The 18,905-nt window shown below is 52.7% G+C and carries 18 protein-coding genes; 6 read left to right on the plus strand and 12 right to left on the minus strand.

All coding sequences use genetic code 11. The features are described 5' to 3' along the window. The first annotated feature begins 43 nt into the window (after positions 1–43). From ACYQ8U_RS15595 to ACYQ8U_RS15605, 3 genes are read left to right on the plus strand one after another with little or no spacing between them, the layout of a single operon-like run. Entirely contained in the window at positions 44–976 is a 933-nt protein-coding gene (locus tag ACYQ8U_RS15595; RefSeq protein WP_459946481.1) for a ketopantoate reductase family protein, read from the plus strand. Continuing rightward, positions 966–1,580, plus strand: a complete 615-nt coding sequence (locus ACYQ8U_RS15600) for a 5' nucleotidase, NT5C type (protein ID WP_459946482.1) — start codon at positions 966–968, stop codon at positions 1,578–1,580. The genes ACYQ8U_RS15595 and ACYQ8U_RS15600 overlap by 11 nt, the downstream gene beginning before the upstream one ends. Positions 1,581–1,605: 25 nt before the next feature. Next, positions 1,606–2,028 carry an NUDIX domain-containing protein gene (locus ACYQ8U_RS15605; RefSeq protein WP_459946483.1) on the plus strand — a complete coding sequence of 141 codons (423 nt, stop codon included), beginning with the start codon at positions 1,606–1,608 and terminating at the stop codon, positions 2,026–2,028. 214 nt (positions 2,029–2,242) lie between these two features. Here ACYQ8U_RS15605 and typA read toward each other — a convergent pair whose 3' ends face one another. Then, entirely contained in the window at positions 2,243–4,042 is a 1,800-nt protein-coding gene (gene typA, locus ACYQ8U_RS15610; protein WP_459946484.1) for a translational GTPase TypA, read from the minus strand. 222 nt (positions 4,043–4,264) lie between these two features. Next, positions 4,265–5,617, minus strand: coding sequence for a DEAD/DEAH box helicase (locus tag ACYQ8U_RS15615; RefSeq protein WP_459946485.1), 1,353 nt, complete (start codon positions 5,615–5,617; stop codon positions 4,265–4,267). Between the two features lie 290 nt (positions 5,618–5,907). Between ACYQ8U_RS15615 and ACYQ8U_RS15620 the strand changes: the two genes are divergently transcribed. Next, positions 5,908–6,531 carry a hypothetical protein gene (locus ACYQ8U_RS15620; RefSeq protein ID WP_459946486.1) on the plus strand — a complete coding sequence of 208 codons (624 nt, stop codon included), beginning with the start codon at positions 5,908–5,910 and terminating at the stop codon, positions 6,529–6,531. 12 nt (positions 6,532–6,543) lie between these two features. Here the strand turns inward: ACYQ8U_RS15620 and ACYQ8U_RS15625 are convergent, their stop codons facing one another. Continuing rightward, positions 6,544–7,095, minus strand: coding sequence for a DUF2058 domain-containing protein (locus ACYQ8U_RS15625; protein ID WP_459946487.1), 552 nt, complete (start codon positions 7,093–7,095; stop codon positions 6,544–6,546). Positions 7,096–7,186: 91 nt separating this feature from the next. Next, entirely contained in the window at positions 7,187–8,596 is a 1,410-nt protein-coding gene (locus ACYQ8U_RS15630; protein ID WP_459946488.1) for a pyridoxal phosphate-dependent decarboxylase family protein, read from the minus strand. A gap of 574 nt (positions 8,597–9,170) precedes the next feature. Here ACYQ8U_RS15630 and ACYQ8U_RS15635 point away from each other — a divergent pair. After that, entirely contained in the window at positions 9,171–9,521 is a 351-nt protein-coding gene (locus tag ACYQ8U_RS15635) for a DsrE family protein (protein WP_459946489.1), read from the plus strand. A gap of 77 nt (positions 9,522–9,598) precedes the next feature. Here the strand turns inward: ACYQ8U_RS15635 and ACYQ8U_RS15640 are convergent, their stop codons facing one another. Continuing rightward, positions 9,599–11,251 (minus strand): fatty acid--CoA ligase, encoded by a 1,653-nt coding sequence (locus ACYQ8U_RS15640; RefSeq protein ID WP_459946490.1) that lies wholly within the window; start codon positions 11,249–11,251, stop codon positions 9,599–9,601. A gap of 453 nt (positions 11,252–11,704) precedes the next feature. Between ACYQ8U_RS15640 and ACYQ8U_RS15645 the strand changes: the two genes are divergently transcribed. After that, complete coding sequence (locus tag ACYQ8U_RS15645; protein WP_459946491.1) at positions 11,705–12,025, plus strand: hypothetical protein; 321 nt, start codon at positions 11,705–11,707, stop codon at positions 12,023–12,025. Between the two features lie 32 nt (positions 12,026–12,057). On the opposite strand, the gene ACYQ8U_RS15650 is transcribed toward ACYQ8U_RS15645, so the two are convergent. From ACYQ8U_RS15650 to ACYQ8U_RS15680, 7 genes are all read right to left on the minus strand, one after another. Next, complete coding sequence (locus ACYQ8U_RS15650) at positions 12,058–13,032, minus strand: universal stress protein (RefSeq protein ID WP_459946492.1); 975 nt, start codon at positions 13,030–13,032, stop codon at positions 12,058–12,060. Positions 13,033–13,073: 41 nt separating this feature from the next. Next, the gene (locus tag ACYQ8U_RS15655; protein WP_459946493.1) at positions 13,074–14,783 is read right to left on the minus strand and encodes a TrkA C-terminal domain-containing protein; all 1,710 of its coding nucleotides are present in this window, start codon (positions 14,781–14,783) and stop codon (positions 13,074–13,076) included. 184 nt (positions 14,784–14,967) lie between these two features. Further along, positions 14,968–15,873 carry a zinc transporter ZupT gene (zupT, locus tag ACYQ8U_RS15660; RefSeq protein ID WP_459946494.1) on the minus strand — a complete coding sequence of 302 codons (906 nt, stop codon included), beginning with the start codon at positions 15,871–15,873 and terminating at the stop codon, positions 14,968–14,970. Between the two features lie 230 nt (positions 15,874–16,103). Beyond that, complete coding sequence (locus ACYQ8U_RS15665; protein WP_459946495.1) at positions 16,104–16,451, minus strand: hypothetical protein; 348 nt, start codon at positions 16,449–16,451, stop codon at positions 16,104–16,106. An 87-nt stretch (positions 16,452–16,538) separates the two neighbouring features. Further along, entirely contained in the window at positions 16,539–16,697 is a 159-nt protein-coding gene (locus ACYQ8U_RS15670; RefSeq protein WP_459946496.1) for a YqaE/Pmp3 family membrane protein, read from the minus strand. A gap of 65 nt (positions 16,698–16,762) precedes the next feature. Further along, a complete protein-coding gene (locus ACYQ8U_RS15675; protein WP_459946497.1) occupies positions 16,763–17,050 on the minus strand; it encodes a sll1863 family stress response protein in 288 nt (95 codons plus the stop codon). Between the two features lie 165 nt (positions 17,051–17,215). Then, the coding region (locus tag ACYQ8U_RS15680; RefSeq protein ID WP_459946498.1) for a cation:proton antiporter at positions 17,216–18,905 on the minus strand (1,690 nt) is incomplete at its 5' end.

Consider the following 18,905-nt stretch of genomic DNA (forward strand, 5'->3'; position numbering starts at 1 on the left):
CGCAGCATAAACCACAAAAGAGAAACAGGGGAAAAGGCGGGAAATGCACTTTCTACTCGTTGGTCCAGGGGCACTTGGTTGTCTGCTCGGTTCCGTTGTCTTACACGGAATGACCGACAACGACCGACTGACTGTTCTTGATCACAACGCTGATCGGGCCGAGCGACTGAGCAGGACGGGCATTGGCTATCACCTGGAAGACCGGCTGGTGCGGTTTCCCGTCACCGCCGTCGCCGATCCGCAGCTGGTCGCCCCCGTCGATATTGTTCTCCTCTGTGTCAAGTCCTACGATGTCCTCAGCAGCCTGGAATTCTGCAGACCGCTGTTGTCGAAACGGGTGCTGCTTATTTTCATGCAGAATGGTATCAGCCACCTGGACCTGCAGGAGCATCTCGGCGAAGCCAAAGCGGCATTCGGCACGACCACCGAGGGAGCAACCCTGCTGGGCACCGGCGAGGTCAGGCACGCCGGCAGCGGCACAACCTATCTTGGGTTTCTGGATACTCCTGATGCACAGGCAACAGGATTGCTGCAGACGACCCACGATATCCTGTCCGCCGGCGGCCTGCAGGTCCATCTGACCGACAATATCCTCGCCAGACTCTGGGCGAAATTGTTTATCAATGTCGGCATCAACGCCCTGACGGCGATTCTTGGCTGCAAAAACGGGGAACTGCTGTCTCTGCCGGGGATCGACAGACGCATGGAGGCGGCAATTGACGAAGCGATACACATTGCCGGAAAGAAAAACATTCCCATTATCGACGAGCCGCATCAGGCCACCCGCCTGGTCTGTTTGAAGACGGCGAAAAATATCTCTTCGATGCTGCAGGATGTGACAAACAAGCGACGCACGGAAATCGATGCCATCAATGGTGCTCTTGTTGTGCTCGGGAAAAAACTCGGCATCGATACGCCGGAAAACAGTCTTCTCTCGGCGCAGATAAAAGAAATGGAAGCCGGCTATGTTCGATAATCCCTCTGTACTTCCCCAGCAGGCGATCATCCCGGCTATCCCGGTGCAGGAGATAGGCTTTGATTTTGACGGGGTTATCGCCGACACCGCCACCGCATTTATCCGCCTGGCCTGTTCTGAATACGGTTACTGCTCGTTCACTAAAGAAGATATAACCAATTTTGAACTGGAAAATTGTCTGAATATTCCCGGCGAAGTGGTGGAAAAGATTTTTACCGACATCCTCACCGACTCGCTCACCACCGGCGTACTGCCGATGGCCGGTGCAGTGGAATGCCTTGAACAGTTCACCTTAACCTCCCGGGTAAACATCATCACCGCCCGCCCGCTGCACAATCCGGTCTTTGACTGGCTTGACCGCTACCTCAGCCGCACTGCCCGGGAGAACATCAAAGTTGTCGCCACCGGTGACCATGACGACAAAGTTCGCCACATCCATGAGCATAAGCTGAAATATTTCATCGACGACCGGGCCGAGACCTGCAAACAGCTGGTCCAGGAAAACATCACCCCCTTTGTTTTCACCCAGCCCTGGAACAGAAACCGGCACAGTCTGCAGATGGTTGCCGACTGGCAGGAGATACGGGCTCTCGTGTCGGAATAAAAACCAGGAGAGGAAAAACTGAACCATGCAATGCCCCCACTGCAAGGCCGAAATAGAAAGTCACAGGAATCCGACCCCGACGGTCGATATCATTATTGAAATCGGCGAGCAGATCGTCCTCATTGAGCGAAAGAATCCGCCCTATGGCTGGGCACTGCCCGGAGGTTTTGTCGACTACGGCGAGTCCTATGAAACAGCGGCCCTGCGCGAAGCGAAAGAGGAAACCAGCCTGAAAGTCACGGGGCTTCGCCAGTTTCACACCTACTCCGAGCCGGACCGGGATCCGCGCGGCCATACCGCCTCGACCGTTTTTATCGGCACCTCCGACGGCTCGCCCAGGGCCGGAGACGATGCCGCCCGGGTGGAGCTCTTTAGCCAAGAGACTCTCCCGCCCCTGGCCTTCGATCATGCCCGGATTCTAGAGGATTATTTCAAGAACAAAAAATAACAAAGCCGTTCAGGGCGGAATTTTCTCCGCCCTGAACGGCCCATCCTACAACACCGTCCGCAACAGCCAGTAGGTGAAAAGACCCATACCTATGGATCCGTAAATCATCATTCATGGCGTGCAGTTACTGCCGTACTTCCTGGCAATAAAACCAAAGGTGGCCAGGCCGATCATACCGGCCCCGACCAGAATCAGTATTTGTTTCATACAGATGCTACCCCCTTATTTTCGAGCCCGGCCTCTTGCGCAGACGGATCGAGGCCGGCGTCACCTCGACGAGTTCGTCATCATTAATATAGGCAATACATTCTTCCAGCGACATGGTCACCGGTGGTGTCAAGATAACCGCATCATCGGTACCGGAGGCGCGCATGTTCGTCAGCTTCTTGCCTTTGGCCGGATTAACCACCAGATCGGTCGACCGGCTGTGTTCGCCGATGATCTGCCCCGGGTACAGAGGCGCGCCCGGATGGATGAACAGTTTGCCGCGCTCCTGCAAATTAAATAAGGCAAATGCCACCGCTGTGCAAGGTTCCTTGACCAAAAGGACCCCGCTTACCCGATTGATGATATCCCCGGCGTAGGGGCCGTATTCGGAAAAGACATAGGACATCATGCCCATGCCTTTCGTGTCGGTCATGAACTGCGAACGGTAACCCAAAAGCCCGCGGGTGGGGATATTGAACACCATCCGCACCATGCCGTTGGCACTGTTCATTTCCTCGAGCTGACCTTTTTGTTTACCAAGTTTTTCTATTACCGGGCCCTGATAGAGCTCGTCGACATCGACGGTGAGTTTTTCGTATGGTTCTAGAACTTTACCGTCTTTTTCCCTGAGGATAACCTGGGGGCGAGTCACTTGAAATTCATAGCCTTCCCGTCTCATTTTTTCGATGAGGATGGACAGGTGCAGTTCCCCGCGACCGGAGACCTTGAAACCGACGGCATCTTCCAACGGTTCACACTGCAGGGCAACATCGGAAAGAATTTCCCGCTGCAGGCGGTCATTAATATGCCGGGAGGTGACAAACTTGCCCTCTTTACCGGCAAAAGGGGAATCGTTGGGGATGAAATTCATCGAGATGGTCGGCGGATCGATGGTGACCAGCGGCAAGGGACGTGGATTCTCCGGATCGGTAAAGGTTACCCCGACGGTGACATCCTCCATACCGGCGACCGCGACAATTTCGCCGACCCCGGCCGATTCGACGGCAATTTTCGCATCACATTCAAAGCGGAAAATTTTTGAGATCCGCACCGGTTTGATAGTACCGTCCCGGCGGGCGACGACGATCGGCTGATTCAGGCGCATGGTGCCGTTGACCACTTTGCCGATACCAAGCCTGCCCAGATACGGCGAATAATCGATGGTACCGACCTGCATCTGCAGCGACTCGTCGCTTGAGCCGGTCGGCGCCGGGGTATGGTCGACAATCATCTGGGAAATATGCACCATGCTGCCGCCGTTATCCACCGGATCTTCCGGGTCGAGCAGGGAATAGCCGTTTTTCGCCGAGGCATAGACCACGGGAAAATCGAGCACATCATCGGGGGCATTGAGTTTGACGAAGAGGTCAAAGACCTGATCGACGACCCACTCGCACCGGGCAGCCGGCTTGTCGATCTTATTGATGACGACGATGACCGGCAGCTTGTTTTCCAGGGCCTTCTTCAAGACAAAATAGGTTTGGGGCATCGGGCCTTCCTGGGCATCAACGAGCAGCAGTGCGCCATCGGCCATGCGCAGGACGCGTTCCACCTGACCGCCGAAATCGGCATGTCCGGGGGTATCGATAATGTTGATCCAGTAATCCTTAAAATTATAGGAACCGTTTTTAGCAGTGATGGTGATGCCGCGCTCACGTTCCAGATCACTGGAGTCCATTAACCGCTCGGACACCTCCTGGTTGTCACGGAACATTCCGGATTGTTTGAAAAGCTGATCGACCAGCGTTGTTTTGCCATGATCAACATGAGCGATAATGGCCACGTTACGAATTTTACTCTGTTCCATCTTGTGCCTGTAAGGCCTCCAAGTACTGCAGCTTTATCCTTCCACTCCAAACGATGAAAAATAACTGCTTGATTATATAAACAAAAAAAGCACTCGCTCCAACTGAGCAGTGCCTGTACTACACAATTCCCAAGTTGAAAAATCTATAGCATACCCGACTGTTGATTTAAAAGCAAGGGTGACAACCAGAAGGAACAATAACCATGATTTTCGCATAAGCCATTAAAGTTGCGATAAAACAACACTGCGGGCCCGCGCCGAACGGAGCAAGGTCGGTACATTTTCATCGATATAGTCAAAGACCCGGGGGCGTTTATTTTTGGCCGGACGCATTATCCGACCGATAACCTGAAGCAGCCGTCCCTCAAAACTAATAGGCGTGGTCAGAAAGAGCGTGGCCAGACCCGGGCAGTCAAATCCTTCGCTGATCAGCTGCAGGGTCGCGACCAGCACCTCCACCTCCCCCGCCTGCACCGCCGCGACAATGTCCTGCCTGTTTTCCGGGGTAAGCTGGCCATGGAGCAGCTGTACACCAACGCCTTTTTGCTGCAATTTTTCGGCAAAAAATCGGCAATGATTTACCCGGTCGGAGACCACCAGGACGGTTCCGTTGTCCGTCTCCCGGACAACGCGAAGGATATCGCCTAAAATCTGCATATTCCTCCCCTCATGATGCACCAGGGCCTTGATCAGGGCCTGGTAATCGCCGCGATACCCGTACGAAAAAGAAGTGGCGGTGCGGATAACCTGAGGCGCCAGAATTGCCCCGGTTGCCTTCAGCTCGTCCTGATCGACCTGGTGCAGCCGGTCGCCCATGTAAAAATAGATCAACTTCGTTAATTCGTTATCGCTGCGATAGGCGGTTGCCGAAAGCCCGAGCAGGTAATGGCAGTCAAATTGGGAGACGACGTCGGTAAAGAGATGCGCCGGCACCCGGTGACATTCATCGACAATCAGCTGGCCGAAATGCGGCACAAGCTCTGTGACACGCTTGCGGGCACTGTTGACAATGCCGATGGTAAGCGGTGCCAGAACAAACTTGCCATCCCCGACCAGTCCCGGCTCCACCCCGAGAAACTGCCGGGCACGCTCCTGCCACTGGTACAACAGCTCTTTGGTATGCACCACGACAAAGGTCGGCTGCCGCCGCCTGGCGATGAGGGCCAGGGCCATGACGGTTTTACCACTGCCGGTACCGGCCTCGATCACGCCAAAGGATTTTTTTTCCGCCGAGGCAACCGCCTGCTGCTGATAAGGTCGCAAGGCCCCGCCAAAGACAAGGTCAATCTCCGGCAGCAGCCGTCTCTGATCGATTATTACCGGATTTTTGCCGGTGAATTGCCGACAGAAAAGCACCGCCCGGTTGGAAAAGCCACGGGGAAACCGCAGTCCTCCGGGGACGGGATCATAGTATTTCAACTGGGGTTTGAGTTTTTTGCCTATCCAGCGGCTATATTTCTTGGCGGCAATATACTGCGGGTTGTCAATGGTCAGCCTGCCTTTCAGTTCCTTTTCCAGTTCGAAATCTATGCCGGTGAGAAGACAGTCTGCGCTTACGGTAAGTGTCGGTTCCATGGCAAGTAGAGGGGTGAGAAGGCGAGTTGCGCATGCGCAGCAGAAAACCTCTCTGCGAATGTCCTTTACCAGGGAGAACCTCGGGGCAAGAGAGGCAATCCTTCATACGGCACCTTGACATCATTCATTCTTTTTTACAATAAGATTCGTCTGTTACCTGTTCAATAGCATAATCCCCATTTTGTTTCATGGCTCTTTTATGGCTTGCACTTTCCCGCCGCAGTCGTTATTACTAGCGAAATTCACTGTCCGACAACCTCGACCAAAAACCACCCCATAAGAAGAGAATAATGCGAAAAAATATTGCTTTGAGAAATTTTGTTTTGTACTGCATCACTCTGCTCACTGCAGCTACCTTGTCCCGTCCGGCTGCGGCAGAGGATTTCATTACCCTTACTCTGCCGGAAACCGTTATCGCCGAAGCAACTGCCGCCATCCTCCCCCTGCGCATTGACGCCCACTCAGAATCCATTGAGGGAGATCTCCGCATCATCAACATCAGCGAGCTGCAGCTGACCGACGACCATCTTGCCTGTCGTCTCCATCTCGCAGGGACGAACCTGGTATTACTTACCGAAATTGCCGGACATGAAATACGACTGAAGGTGGGAACGGTAGAAATAGATTTCAAAACCGACGCGGCTATTCGCTTTGATGCCAGGCAACAGGTGCTTTATATCAAACCAATGGTAAAAGACGTCACCACCAGTGGTGCCGCTTCCGGTGCCGATATAGGTCAAATACTGGTAGCACTGTTGAATGACCAGGAGTTCCCGGTAGCAATACAAGATCTGGAGCCGCTCATAGCCAGGGCCGGCTCGAAAACGATCACCTTTAACAGCACAGTTGCCGACATCGAGGCAAAGCCACAGTCGATACAGCTCAGTCTGCGGGCTTTAGTTACCAGCCGCTAAGCGAAGGAAATATTACCACACCAGGTCATCAGGCACCTCGTACCCGGCATACGGATCGTCGGGATCTATGGCTGCCTCTGACGATGCGGCGACGATATTGACAAAGACCCGATCGCTGATCGACTTAATTTTTTCAAGTGTAGCCCTGGGGACCACTTCATACTGGCCGGCAATACCGACTATGCCAAGACGACCGTCGCTCAGTTGATCGGCGGTAGCCCGGGCAACGAAAATACGCTGAATCTTACCGCTCACCGTAAAACGATAGGCAATGCCGTGGTCATCCTTGTCCAGCCGATGCTGCTCGACAAGCTGCTTCACCTGGGCATCTTCAGCTCGTGCTTGCAGCTTGGCCTCCCGCTGTAAATTCAGTTTCCGGGCCCGAGCCTTCTTTTTCTCCTCGATCTGTTGCGCAAGCAATGCGTTCTCATCAACCACCACCACATTTTTTCCGGCCTTGGCGTTCTGCTTTTTGTTGTGATGCTGCTCTTTTTTAACTTGCCCGGCCTTCTTTTTATCGACCAGCCCCAACTGCAGCAACTGTTCCTGAAATGTTTTTTTCATGAAGCGCTCTATTTGATGCTCTTAAACAAAAAATGGATTGTGCGAATCGTCCTTTTTAACCAACTTTCTGCATAGGTAAGATCGGAAGCATTTATTTCCCCTCAAGCATGGCCTTCCCGGTTTCGACCAAGTTATTGAAAAAAGAGTCGACATCTGCCTGTTCGGCAGCAGGATTGGAAATCAATAAACGCATCACCAACCGGCCGTCAATATACGCGACACCGACGAGACTCGTTCCCTCATGATAAAGCCGGTTGCGAAGGGCAAGATTAAACGCATTGCTCTGTTCTTTTGCAACCTTGAAACGAAAGCAGACATTAAAAGATGTCCGGGGAACCACCATCTCCAGGTATGGGCTGCGCTCAACCCAGTTTTCGGCGTATTGGCAGAGCTCAAGGTATTTCTCCACCCTGCTCGCCAGGCCTTCCCGGCCAAAGAATTTCCAGTCGAGGAACCATTTCAGGCTGTCGACCCGTCGTCCGCACTGCAGGGAAACAGCCCCGAGATCTTCGATTTCAGTGGTGTGTTCATCGCGAAACAGATAACTCCCGTCACCGGCACTGAGGACCGGCCCCAGGGTCGAGGTTCGCTTATTTATCAAGAGAATATTGCACATCAGCGAGGAACCCAGCATCTTATGAAAGTCACAGGTAAAAGAGTCCGCCTCGGAAAGGCCGGACAGGTATTTTTCCTTGAGCCGTGGACTGAGGGCGGCAGCCCCTCCCCATGCACCGTCGACGTGCAGCCAGAAATGATAGGTATCCCGAAGTTTCAGCAGCGGTGGTAGAGGATCATAGGCCCCGCGTACCGTCGTACCCGCCGTTGCCGAAACAAAAAACGGCAGGCCGCCATTGACCAGAACCCTGTCAATGGCCTGGGCCAGCTGGTCGGGCTCCATGGCCCCCAGCGGGTTCAACGGCACCTTAATGAGCTGATCGGTCCCTATGCCGAGAATATTTGCCGCCTTATCCATCGAATAATGGGCATCGGCACCAACAAAGGCAAACAGTTTCTTCTGGCCGAAGAGTCCGGCCTGTTTTACCGAATCATTGCAGAGGTTTCTCGCCGCCATCATGGCAATCATGTTGGCGTTACTCGAGCCGGTGGTCATCTGCCCTTCACCCTTGGTAAAGCCGACCAGCTGCAGCATCTGGCCAATCATATATTTTTCGAGCAGGGTCGAAACCGGAGCCGATTCAAAGGTACAAGCAGAAGCATTCGATATTGCGACAACAATTTCCCCGACTATCGACGGGAGATTGGCCCCCACCCACATCCGATTGACAAATGCTGCGTGATTGGTCTTCGGCGAGTAGGCGAGATATGTATCGACCCAGTGAAAAATCTCCTGCCAGTCCTGGGTCTCTCCCGGTCGTTCCAGGTCGAGGATCCGGCCCAATTCCGCGGGGCTGCGATAATCAAGAAATTTCCCCATCCTCTGAGATGTATGATACTGCTCAATCACTTTCAGGAGGTGCTCAAATATTTGCTTTTCATTCATGGCTACAGGTCCGGGTACACGCTGGTAATCATCGATCATTCATTGTTGTAAAACACCACGCCAACCGCTTTTTCACTATGACGCCGCGTTCTTTTGTCACCTCAATTAATTCGGAAATAAGAAATTATCAAGGAAATAATAGGCTACGAACTCCTCAGGGCGAGCAGCGCGTGTGCTGCAGAAACGAGCAAAAAGATATTTTTCAGGCACTGCTCCGGGACACGCCGACAGCCTGTTGCACTGCATACCTGGTTATGACCAGAGTGAATACGAGTGGGCTATTCTACTCGCCAAAGAGATTTTGGACAGCATTTTCTTGTGTGCGTAGAACGTTCGCAAAACGATTGCAAGGAAAATACATACCAATGCAGAGAGTTGATTCTTGATAAAATGGTGGTGAGAAGACTCCATTGATACCACAAGGTAATAATAAAATATTCCAGGTATAATGAGCAGATACGCTGCCGATAAGGGTTTAATATTATCAACTTTTGCGGTATGATGCTTTTGTTATTGCTAACGTATGGGAACAGGTTTCATTGCGCTCTTTTTAAATCATCCAAACGAGGTTACCATGGCAAATTTTCTCTTTGTATTGCAGTCAAATGATAACGAAAAAGCAACCCGTTGCTTTCAATTTGCAAAAATCGCCCACTCTAAAAACCACAAGGTCAATATATTCCTGATCGACAGCGGCGTTGACTGGGCCATTAAGGGGCGGGACGGTTCGCTGAAGACAACGACCGGCGACTGCGTCAACGACTACCTGCCGTATCTGGTGGAAAAGGAAGTTACCACCGGAGTGTGTACGCCCTGCGCCAAAAACAGAAACCTTGATGAGGCGAATTTTCACAGCAATATGGCGCTTGATGGCGGGCCGCACCTCATCGACATGGCAGCAGAGGCAAAAGTTTTCAACTTTTGATTACCGATAAAATCATACAAAATGGCCGGGCCTGTTTGCAGCCCGGCCATTTCATTTGATGCCTTTTTGCAACGCCATCAATTGCTGCCGTAATCCTGGCGCATCTGCTTCTTGTTCATCTTGCCGACACTGGTTTTAGCTATCTGTTCCACCAGATTGACTGTTTCCGGCATGGCATATTTAGGCAGAACGCCTTTATCGATAAAGACCTGGATCGCCGCCCTGATATCATCTTCCGTGAGCACTGTTTCCGCCCCCTGCTTCGGCACCACCAGGGCCATCGGTCGTTCCCCCCACTTGGCGTCCCTTACGCCGATGACCGCCACCTCACTGACCAGCGGATGCTGGCTGATGATATCTTCCAACTCCAGGGAGGAGATCCATTCTCCGCCGGTCTTGATGACATCTTTGAGGCGATCGGTAATCTGCAGGTACCCTTCTTCGTCCATGTAACCGATATCGCCGGTATGCAGCCAGCCGCCCGCCCAGAGTTCCTTGCTTTTTTCTTCATCTTTAAAATAGCCCTGGGTCAGCCAAGGCGCCCGCACCACCACCTCCCCGGTTGATTTTCCATCGTAGGGAACCTCTTTTCCCTCGGGATCCAGCAATTTCAACGCAACGTTATTGATGGGCAGCCCGGTACGGCAACGGATCTTTATCTGCTCGTCTTCCGACCATTGCAGCATATGCGGCTTGAAGTTTGCCAAGGTGAGTATCGGGCAGGTTTCCGACATGCCGTAACCGGTGAAAACATTGATTCCATGCCCCAGTGCCTGCTTACACAGCCCCTTTGACAGGGCGGAACCGCCGATGATAACCTTCCAGCCGGTCAGATCATACCCTGCCGCTGCCGGGTGGGAGAGCAGCATGTGCAGGATGGTCGGCACACAATGGGAAAAGCTCACTTTATGCTCGGAAACTAGTCGCAGCAGTGTCGCCGGGTCGTATTTCCCCGGATATATCTGCTTGGCGCCAAGCACAGTCATGAGGTAGGGCATTCCCCAGGCATGGACATGGAACATCGGCGTCATCGGCATATAGACATCGTCAGAGGACAATCGAGTCGGGGACACAAAACCGCAGACGGCAGCCAGCACCCCGTAGGTATGCAATACCAGCTGCCGGTGACTAAAGAACACCCCTTTGGGCATACCGGTGGTCCCGGTGGTATAAAAGGTTGTGGCAATAGTGTTCTCGTCAAAATCCGGAAAATCATAGGCCTGCGGCTGGCTTTCGAGCATGGCCTCATATTCCTGAGCGATATCCAGGCTGGTCGCATATTCTTCTTTTGCATCGGCCAGGACGACTATTTTCTTGACCGTCAGCAGTTTATCCTGGATAGGCTCCAGCATCGGCAAAAATTCCGTGTTTGTCAGCAGGACATCGTCTTCGGCATGATTGATGGTATAGAGCAGTTGTTCACTTGATAAGCGGATATTCACCGTGTGCAGCACGGCGCCGATCATCGGCACGGCAAAATAGCATTCGAGGTAACGATGTGAATCCCAGTCCATCACCGCCACGGTATCCCCGGCCTTGACACCCAGAGCAGTGAGGGCGTGGGCAAGTTGGGCAACCCTTCTGCCGAACTGCGTGTAGGTAAATTCCTGCTGATCGCGGTAAATAATCTTCTGGTCCGGATAATAGCTCAAAGGGGTGAGAAGCAGATTTTTGATAAGCAATGGATAGGAATAGGCCTCTGGAGTCGGATCGATACGCTTGGTCTTCATGTATGCTCCTTCTGGTAAAGAATTATGGATGAGCTACCCTGTTGTCCTCTCACTAAAAAACGATGCACTTGCAACAAAGAAAATTATTGTCCGTAAAAACCAGCATTGCTTTCATACCGTATTGTACGGCAAGAAATTCTATCTGCTCTCTCCCTGACGAGCCATGACGAAACAAGCAGCAGCATTTTCCGTAAACGTCAATATACACCGAAGCCATTTTACGCGGCAACATAATTCAACTGGTCACCAGTGATTATGCCGTGGATCCCCCACCAGGACCGGGTGAGGCTGGCGAACCCTCTCAATTTTGTACACTATATTTTGCCGGGAATAAAGGGACATTACCGCACTGATGTCTGGTCTTCGTTGATTTTTCCCATAGTCATGTTACCTTGGGGCCGAACTGATTGACTGTAGAGGTTGCAGGAGTTTATTTTTTCACAGAGGTTTGCAATGAATTTGAATGATCCTTTTGGCCGGTTGGCACATCGTCACCAGACCGGTTATGAATCGATGCGCGACAATTTGCGTAACAGTCACATCGACACGCCGCAGGCGGCGATGGAGGTCATCGGACAGATAAAAAAACGTGCTCTGAAATATATCGTCGTGGGACTGGTTCTCTTCCTGCCGGTGGCCTTGCTGCTGCCGAAGGCCTTACCCGTGACCCTCAGTCTGACACTTTTTCTCATCGTCTGGGTTGCCAATTCCGCGCACAACGGTCAGCGCTATATCAGGCGCTATATTGCGGAAGATCTAAAGAAGAACAAATAAAACAAATTACTTATAGATAATATGAAAAAGTATCATTCATCCAATTTCACCGGTGTAATAAAACCAGGAGGCTTTATGGCAAGCACCGAACAGGTAAGCTGGTCAAGAATGGCTTCTGCGGTATTGCCGATGATCAGTCCTGATATGCCCGTGCGGGCAACCGTCCCCATGATGACAAGATCCGCTCGCAACTCCGCCGCCAACGACGTGACCTCTTTTTTGGCCGGTCCTTTAGGCATGTGAAAGGCAGGCGAAAGAGAATCATAGGCATCTTTGCCGATCCATCCTCGCAGTTCCTCGGCCAGCCTGTAAAGTTCCTTTCTGTGGCTCGCCTGCTCTCTGCCAACGTAATTGGTCACGCCTTCCATCGACATGCCGCCCCTTGACACTATCTTTCCCTCTGCAAGGGCTTCCCAGGCGTGAACAATGTGCAGGGACGCAACGTCGGAAAGCGCCAGTGAGGCGGCCAGCTCCAAAATCTCTCGATTAAGTTCGTGCTCTGCAGGGGAGGGATTCAGAAGATCGAAATCGACAGCCGCTAGAATGCTGTTATAGTTCGATTTCTCAGTTGCCTTCATGAGCCAGACCGGACAGGGACATTTTCGGAGAAGATGCAGGTCGTCACTGCCGAACAGCCTGTTTGTCCATGTCGGATTTTCCGCTGGTTTGACAAGCAGATCATAGCCATTTTTCAATACAGCTCGGATCGCCTCAAGGTAGGTCTTGCCAACCAATACTTCCAGACGGATTTGCAGGCGTTCTCTGCAGGATGACACCATGGATTCCAATACCTGGCGACGATCGGATTCAACGATGGCTCGCAACTCGCTGGATATCCGGCCTCCCAGCGGCAGACCGATACCGGCGGTGACGACCTGCGTCGGGATTACATCAACAATTGTCAGATCGGCCTGATTGTTTTCCGCCAGCGAGACCGCACGCGCAATCGTCGATTCCTGGGGTGCGGATGGTTCGTTGACGTAGAGTATGTTTTTGAAACGTTTCATGGATCACCTTGTAGTGTATCTGTTAAGAGACATTCGAGCTGCTAAACAGGGGCTAGGTTCTTAAGCTCTTCGATAACGCTCGACTTGCCGATAACGATCAGACAATCCCCGACAAGCAAGCGTTCAGCGGGGTTGATCGTCGTGATCTGATCCGGGCCTCTGCGAATGCCGACCAGGGTCGCGCCGAACTTTTGCCGAAAATGAAGCTCGGCCAAAGACTTGCCCGCAAAGTCGGCGTTCTCCGACACCTTGATTTCGGCGATTTCAAAGCGGTCTGTGCCTGCTGCGTCTTTCTGCTCCTCAAGCTGATTGAGTATATTTTCAGCCTCCTTCAAGCCATCCGGATGCCCCATAAGGAGTACCCGATCTGCTGGGAAAATCCTGAAGTCCGGCTTCGGCTCGTGAAAGATGCGTCCTCCCCGGCTGACTGCCAGAATAGATATTCCTAACGCCGATAACGGAAGTTCTTGTATGGTCTGCCCAGCGGCCGAAGCATCCGATCGGATACGCAGCTCGAGAAATGACACAGGCCAATCAACACTCTCCGGCAGGAAGTCCATGGCATACGTCAAGGCGTCGGCCGCCTGTTCCGTTGCATCCTGAAATGGCCGAAATACCAAATGTGCCCCGGCTTTTTCGAAGGCAACAGCTTCCTGGCTGTTTGTCGCCGTCAAGGCCACCTTGCCAGTATAACCATCCTTCTTGAGATTATAAATAAGTGCCAGATTCATCTCTTTGGAACGAACGGCGCTGATAACCCATCGCGCCTTTTTCAGTGGCAATTGCTCATGCATGTCCGGGTCAGCCATATCCGCGTAAAGAACCGGAACACCCTTCTTGCGCCACTTCTCCAACGTGCCGGGGTCGAAGTCGATCCCCAAGATGGCATTTTTCCGCCGCAGCAGGTGTTCCATCAGCCCGCTGCCATAGTTACCCAAGCCCACCAAAATTACGTCGACCGCCGCCGTTTCCGCAAAGGTGTCTATGGCCGCCTCCCGGTAAGGGTTACGCCTTTCGAAAATCTTCAAGGGAGAGGAGAGAAGACGATAAAGCGGGAAGGAATAGAGAATCATGTAGGTGGACAGAAAGATAGTCACCACTCCCACGAGGGTGATCAGCCCCATTGTTTCTTTGGTAATGTGGCCGATACTCAGCCCCAGAGCCGCGACAATAAGTGAAAACTCACTGATTTGGGCCACCGTCAGACCGGCGAGAAAACTGGTCCGACGGCGATATCCCATGCCTCCCATGATGGCCAGAACAATGAGCGGGTTGCCGACGAGCACAAAGATGGAAAAAACAAGCGATGCACCCAATTGCGCGCCCACCATGGACAAATCCAATCGTGAGCCGAGATCGATGAAGAAAAACAGCAGGAGAAAATCGCGCAGGCCTACTAGCCGTGCGCCAATCGAATCCCTGAAGGCAGTTGACGCCAGTGAAACACCGGCGAGAAATGCGCCGACCTCCTTACTGAACCCCAACAGCTCACCGCCCGCTCCGAGCAGAACCGCCCATGCGATTGCGAATAGCGTCAACAGTTCCAGCGAATGCGCGAGACGCTGGGTCAGGTACGGAATGACATATTTCATCAGCAGGGCAACCGCGCCCAGCATTCCCACACCCTTTGCGCCGATCATCAGAAACGAGAGATATCCCGCGCCCTCCCCGCCAACAGACGCCCCCACTGTCGTCAGGACAACCAAAGCCAAAATAGCGGCGATTTCGACAAAAGCATTCCCGTTTACCATGTTCTGTATATCCTTTAGTGCTTGGCGGCGGCGAACAAAGCTTTCTAATAACGCTTACTAATAAATATTAAACTGGTGTTGCCAAGGGCTCTATTTCTGAGAGATCAATATTTTCCTTTGCTTATGAAGAGTTTTTATGAAAATTGTCGATGATTCGCGGCGGGCCACGGCCGGTGGTTTGCCGCTACTGCATCAGCAGCAGACTGAGGGCCATCACTCCCATGCCTCCGACCAGGCCGAACAGACTGTCGTGCCCCCTGCCGTAAGCCCTGCTCGTCGGCAGCAGTTCATCAAGACTGATATAGACCATGATGCCGGCCACCCCGCCAAAAAGAATACCCATCACCTGGGGAGGAATCGCCCCATTATCACCGCCAAAAAAGAGGATAATGGCCAGATAGCCGATACCGGCGCCAAAGGGCTCGGCAAGGCCGCTGGACAGCGAATAGAAAAAGGCCTTTTTCCGGTTACCGGTGGCGTAGTAGATCGGTACCGAGACGCTTATTCCTTCAGGAATGTTGTGCAGGGCGATCGCCACGGCGATGGCTACCCCGAGCATCGGATCCTCAAGAGCGGCAAGAAAGGTCGCCAGGCCTTCCGGAAAATTGTGGATGGTAATCGCCACGGCGGCAAACAGACCCATGCGCATCAATTTGCGTTTGTGGGCTACGCCATCCAGTTCCGCAGAACTGGACGACGGGTCGGCTTTGACCGGGATGGCACCAAAATCAGGCAACGGCGCGGTAGGGTCCTGAAGGAGCCTCATTTCCTCTTTGCCATGCACTTCATGAGGGTTTTCAGCGGAGGGGATCAGGTTATCTATCAGACCAATCAGCAGCATGCCGCTAAAAAACGAGGCCGCATTGATCCAGTTCCCCCAATAGTCGCCGTATTGTGCGCTCAGCGAATCGCCCCCCTTGACCAAAATTTCCACAAAGGAGACATAGAGCATCACGCCCGCCGAAAAACCGGTGGCGACGGAGAGAAAGCGATAATTGGTGGTTTTTATGGTAAAGGCGATCATGCTGCCTATACCGGTCGCCATGCCGGCAAAAAGGGTCAGGCCCATTGCCATCCATACTTCGCTCATCGAAACTCCTCAGGCGGGGGGAATTGAATTGGGGATTGAAAACATCCATACAGACCATAAAACCGGCTCGGAATCAAGAGTCATGCTCGGAATATTGCATAGTTATCGCAGTTCGACTCCAATCGCAACCAATCGCCACAATTGACTATTATGGAGTCGATTCCTATTATTGAACAATATGACCATATCATGACAATATCATGACAATATCAGGTGTTGAAGGGCTTTGGTCACCTGGCTGATTTTGCATAAATGATATTGTCGATATGCTGGATTGGAACGCTGACGAAGCCAACATCAAAGAAAAGGAAAAGAGTATGAATGAAAAGCAAACTACATCCCAGACAAAAAGCACCGAACCCTTCTGGAAATGCGGTAAATGCGGCAATACCGTGCAAATGCAGGCGCCCCCGGAAATTTGCCCAAGCTGCAACGAAAAATGTCTTTTTAAAGATGTCTCCTGCTACACTCCGGACTGCGGCGGGCCCGGTTCGATTGACCCAAGGCTTTGATTCTGCAGCTGTTATCCGCCGCAGCAACTCCCCTGCGCTGATATTGTGCGCGGCGGGATCAAGCAAATCCGCAAAAAATCTCGCGGGCAAGCAGAGCAATAAGACGCATAGCACTTCCAGGGGGCTTTCAGGTCAAATATCGCCATCGTGCTGTCAGCGTTTGGCAATGATCCAGACAGCATGAACGATTCCAGGAATGTAACCCAAGAGCGTCAAGAGAATATTCAGCCAGAAGGCGCCGCCTAGGCCAACCTGCAGAAAAACCCCAAGCGGCGGCAGGAGAATCGCGATGAGTATTCGAAATAAATCCATGGTGACATCCTTTTTCTTGACAGCTTATCTACTGATTACCCGATTGCGGCCGGGCTTCCCGCAAATCACTTAAAACGAGAAGCAGCGGATTTAATAGCGCCACTGAGTGAATCCCAGGCGTTGTCGATACCGGCCTTAAGATCTTCCCAGCCGTCATCTCCCGCCTCTTTCAGCTGGTCGAGCTTTTCATTGGCTGCTGCCTGCATCGACCGCAGCTCTTCAATCTGTTTGTAATATTTAAGCTGCGCATCTGCTTCTGCCGCATCTGCCTTGGCTTTAAGCTTGTCGATTTCCGCATTCCACTGGTCCAGCTGAGATTGTAACTTCTTCTCGTAGGCCTCTTTCATGCTCATAGTATCTCTCCTTTGTAATTTTTACACCTTCAGAAAAAAAATGCCGATAAACTGGAAAGCAGTGGCGACTTAATAATAAAAATTGTGTTAGGTGTCGAAAAAGTCAAGTAGGTAACTCAGGCACTGCAAGGCAGCGTACAAACCATATTCCATTTTTCAACCTGTTTATCCCTGGTCTGCCACGGCACCTTCGACCTCGGCGCCATCGGCACGATTGTTGTTTTCGTCCTCCGGCGCAAAATAGAGCAAGGTCCAACCGGCGGCGGCCTTGAAGGGCTGTTCATTTGAATAAAGCTGCAGCTCGCCCTGGGGAGACACGCTGCCAAGCAGCAACCAGTCATCGCTCAGCTTATCAAGAGAGCTTTCCAGACGATCGAGATCAAAATCCTTGCTCAGGCTGGATGTCTGTACTGCCCAGCCTGAGCTGAGCCGCCCCTGTAAGGTGTGAAAATCAGTCGGCGGATCAAAGGCGAAATAGCCGCGCTGCTGCAAAGCCAGGCGTTTTTGCTCCTGCTTCGATTCATGGTAAGGTGCCAGCTGGAATGTGCGATGGTGGCCAAATTCATGTCCCCGTGCCTTGCAGACCAGAGCGTTATAGTAATCATTGTCGGTGGCACACAGTAAAAAGCTCAGATGCTCATCATCGAGCTCATTACCGGCATGTTCAGAGAGAATCTCACCGTAATACACCTTGATGCCGTCCATGCGGATCGGTTTAAGGCGATGATACGATCCGTCAGCTACCACAACGTCAACGTCAAGATTTTTCAGAGTGTGCGCCAGGGCCTGCGTCCAGGGAGAAGCGCCGACAATCAACAGGCCGTTTTCTTCCCTTGCGGCCAGTGCCATTTTCCGTGCCAGCGGCCCCAGGGTCAGTCCATGCACCAGCACGGTGACGATAATGATCAGAAACACTATAGGCAGTAACGCCTCGGCGTCATGATATCCAGCAGCCACCAGTTCCGGACCGAAAATTCCCGCCGTGGCGGCGGCGACAATGCCGCGCGGAGCAATCCACGCCAAAAGCAGCTTGTCTTTCCCACGCATAGGCGCACCCAGAGTGGCCAAGGCGATGGTCAGTGGACGCACAAGCAGCAGGACGGTCAGCACGAATACCGCTGTACGCCAGTTCAAGAATTCAAGCTGGCTGACCTTGAGCTGCGCCGGGATGACAATAAATAACATCGACAAAAGAACAACGGTCAGATTTTCTTTGAAGTAATGCAGGGGCTCGCGCTCGACCAGTTTCATGTTGCCGATGACCAGCCCCATCAACGTGACGGCCAACAGACCGGCCTCGTGCTGAATGAAGTTGCTCAGCCAGTACACAGCCAGCACCAGCACCATGAGCATCGGGGCCTTGAGATGAGGAGGAACCGCGCCACGTCGATAGAGCCAGCCGGTGAGCCAACCTCCCATCCCGCCAAACACTGCAGCCGCACCGATTGCCGCTCCGAGCCCGATCAGGCCCTGTGTCCAGCCGCTGGCGGTGGAGGAAAAATACTCGAAAGTAAGCACCGCCAGCAGAACACCCAGCGGATCGTTGACGATACCTTCCCATTTCAACAGAGACGCCGATTCCTTGTTAAGACGGGCCTGGCGCAGCATAGGCAGAATAACGGTCGGTCCTGTCACCACCAGGATCGCGCCCAGCACCCAGGCGACAGGCCAGCCCAGCCCGGCAGCGTAGTGCGCGGCCAGCGCGCCGAAAACCCAGGCTAACGGCGGCCCGAGAATGGTCAGCCGCCCAACGCCCTGACCAACGCGGCGGAATTCGCTCAGCTTGAGATCCATGCCGCCTTCAAAGAGGATAATGGCGACTCCCAGGCCGATTAATGCAGTCAGTTCCGTCTGT

Source organism: Desulfocastanea catecholica (assembly GCF_054657295.1).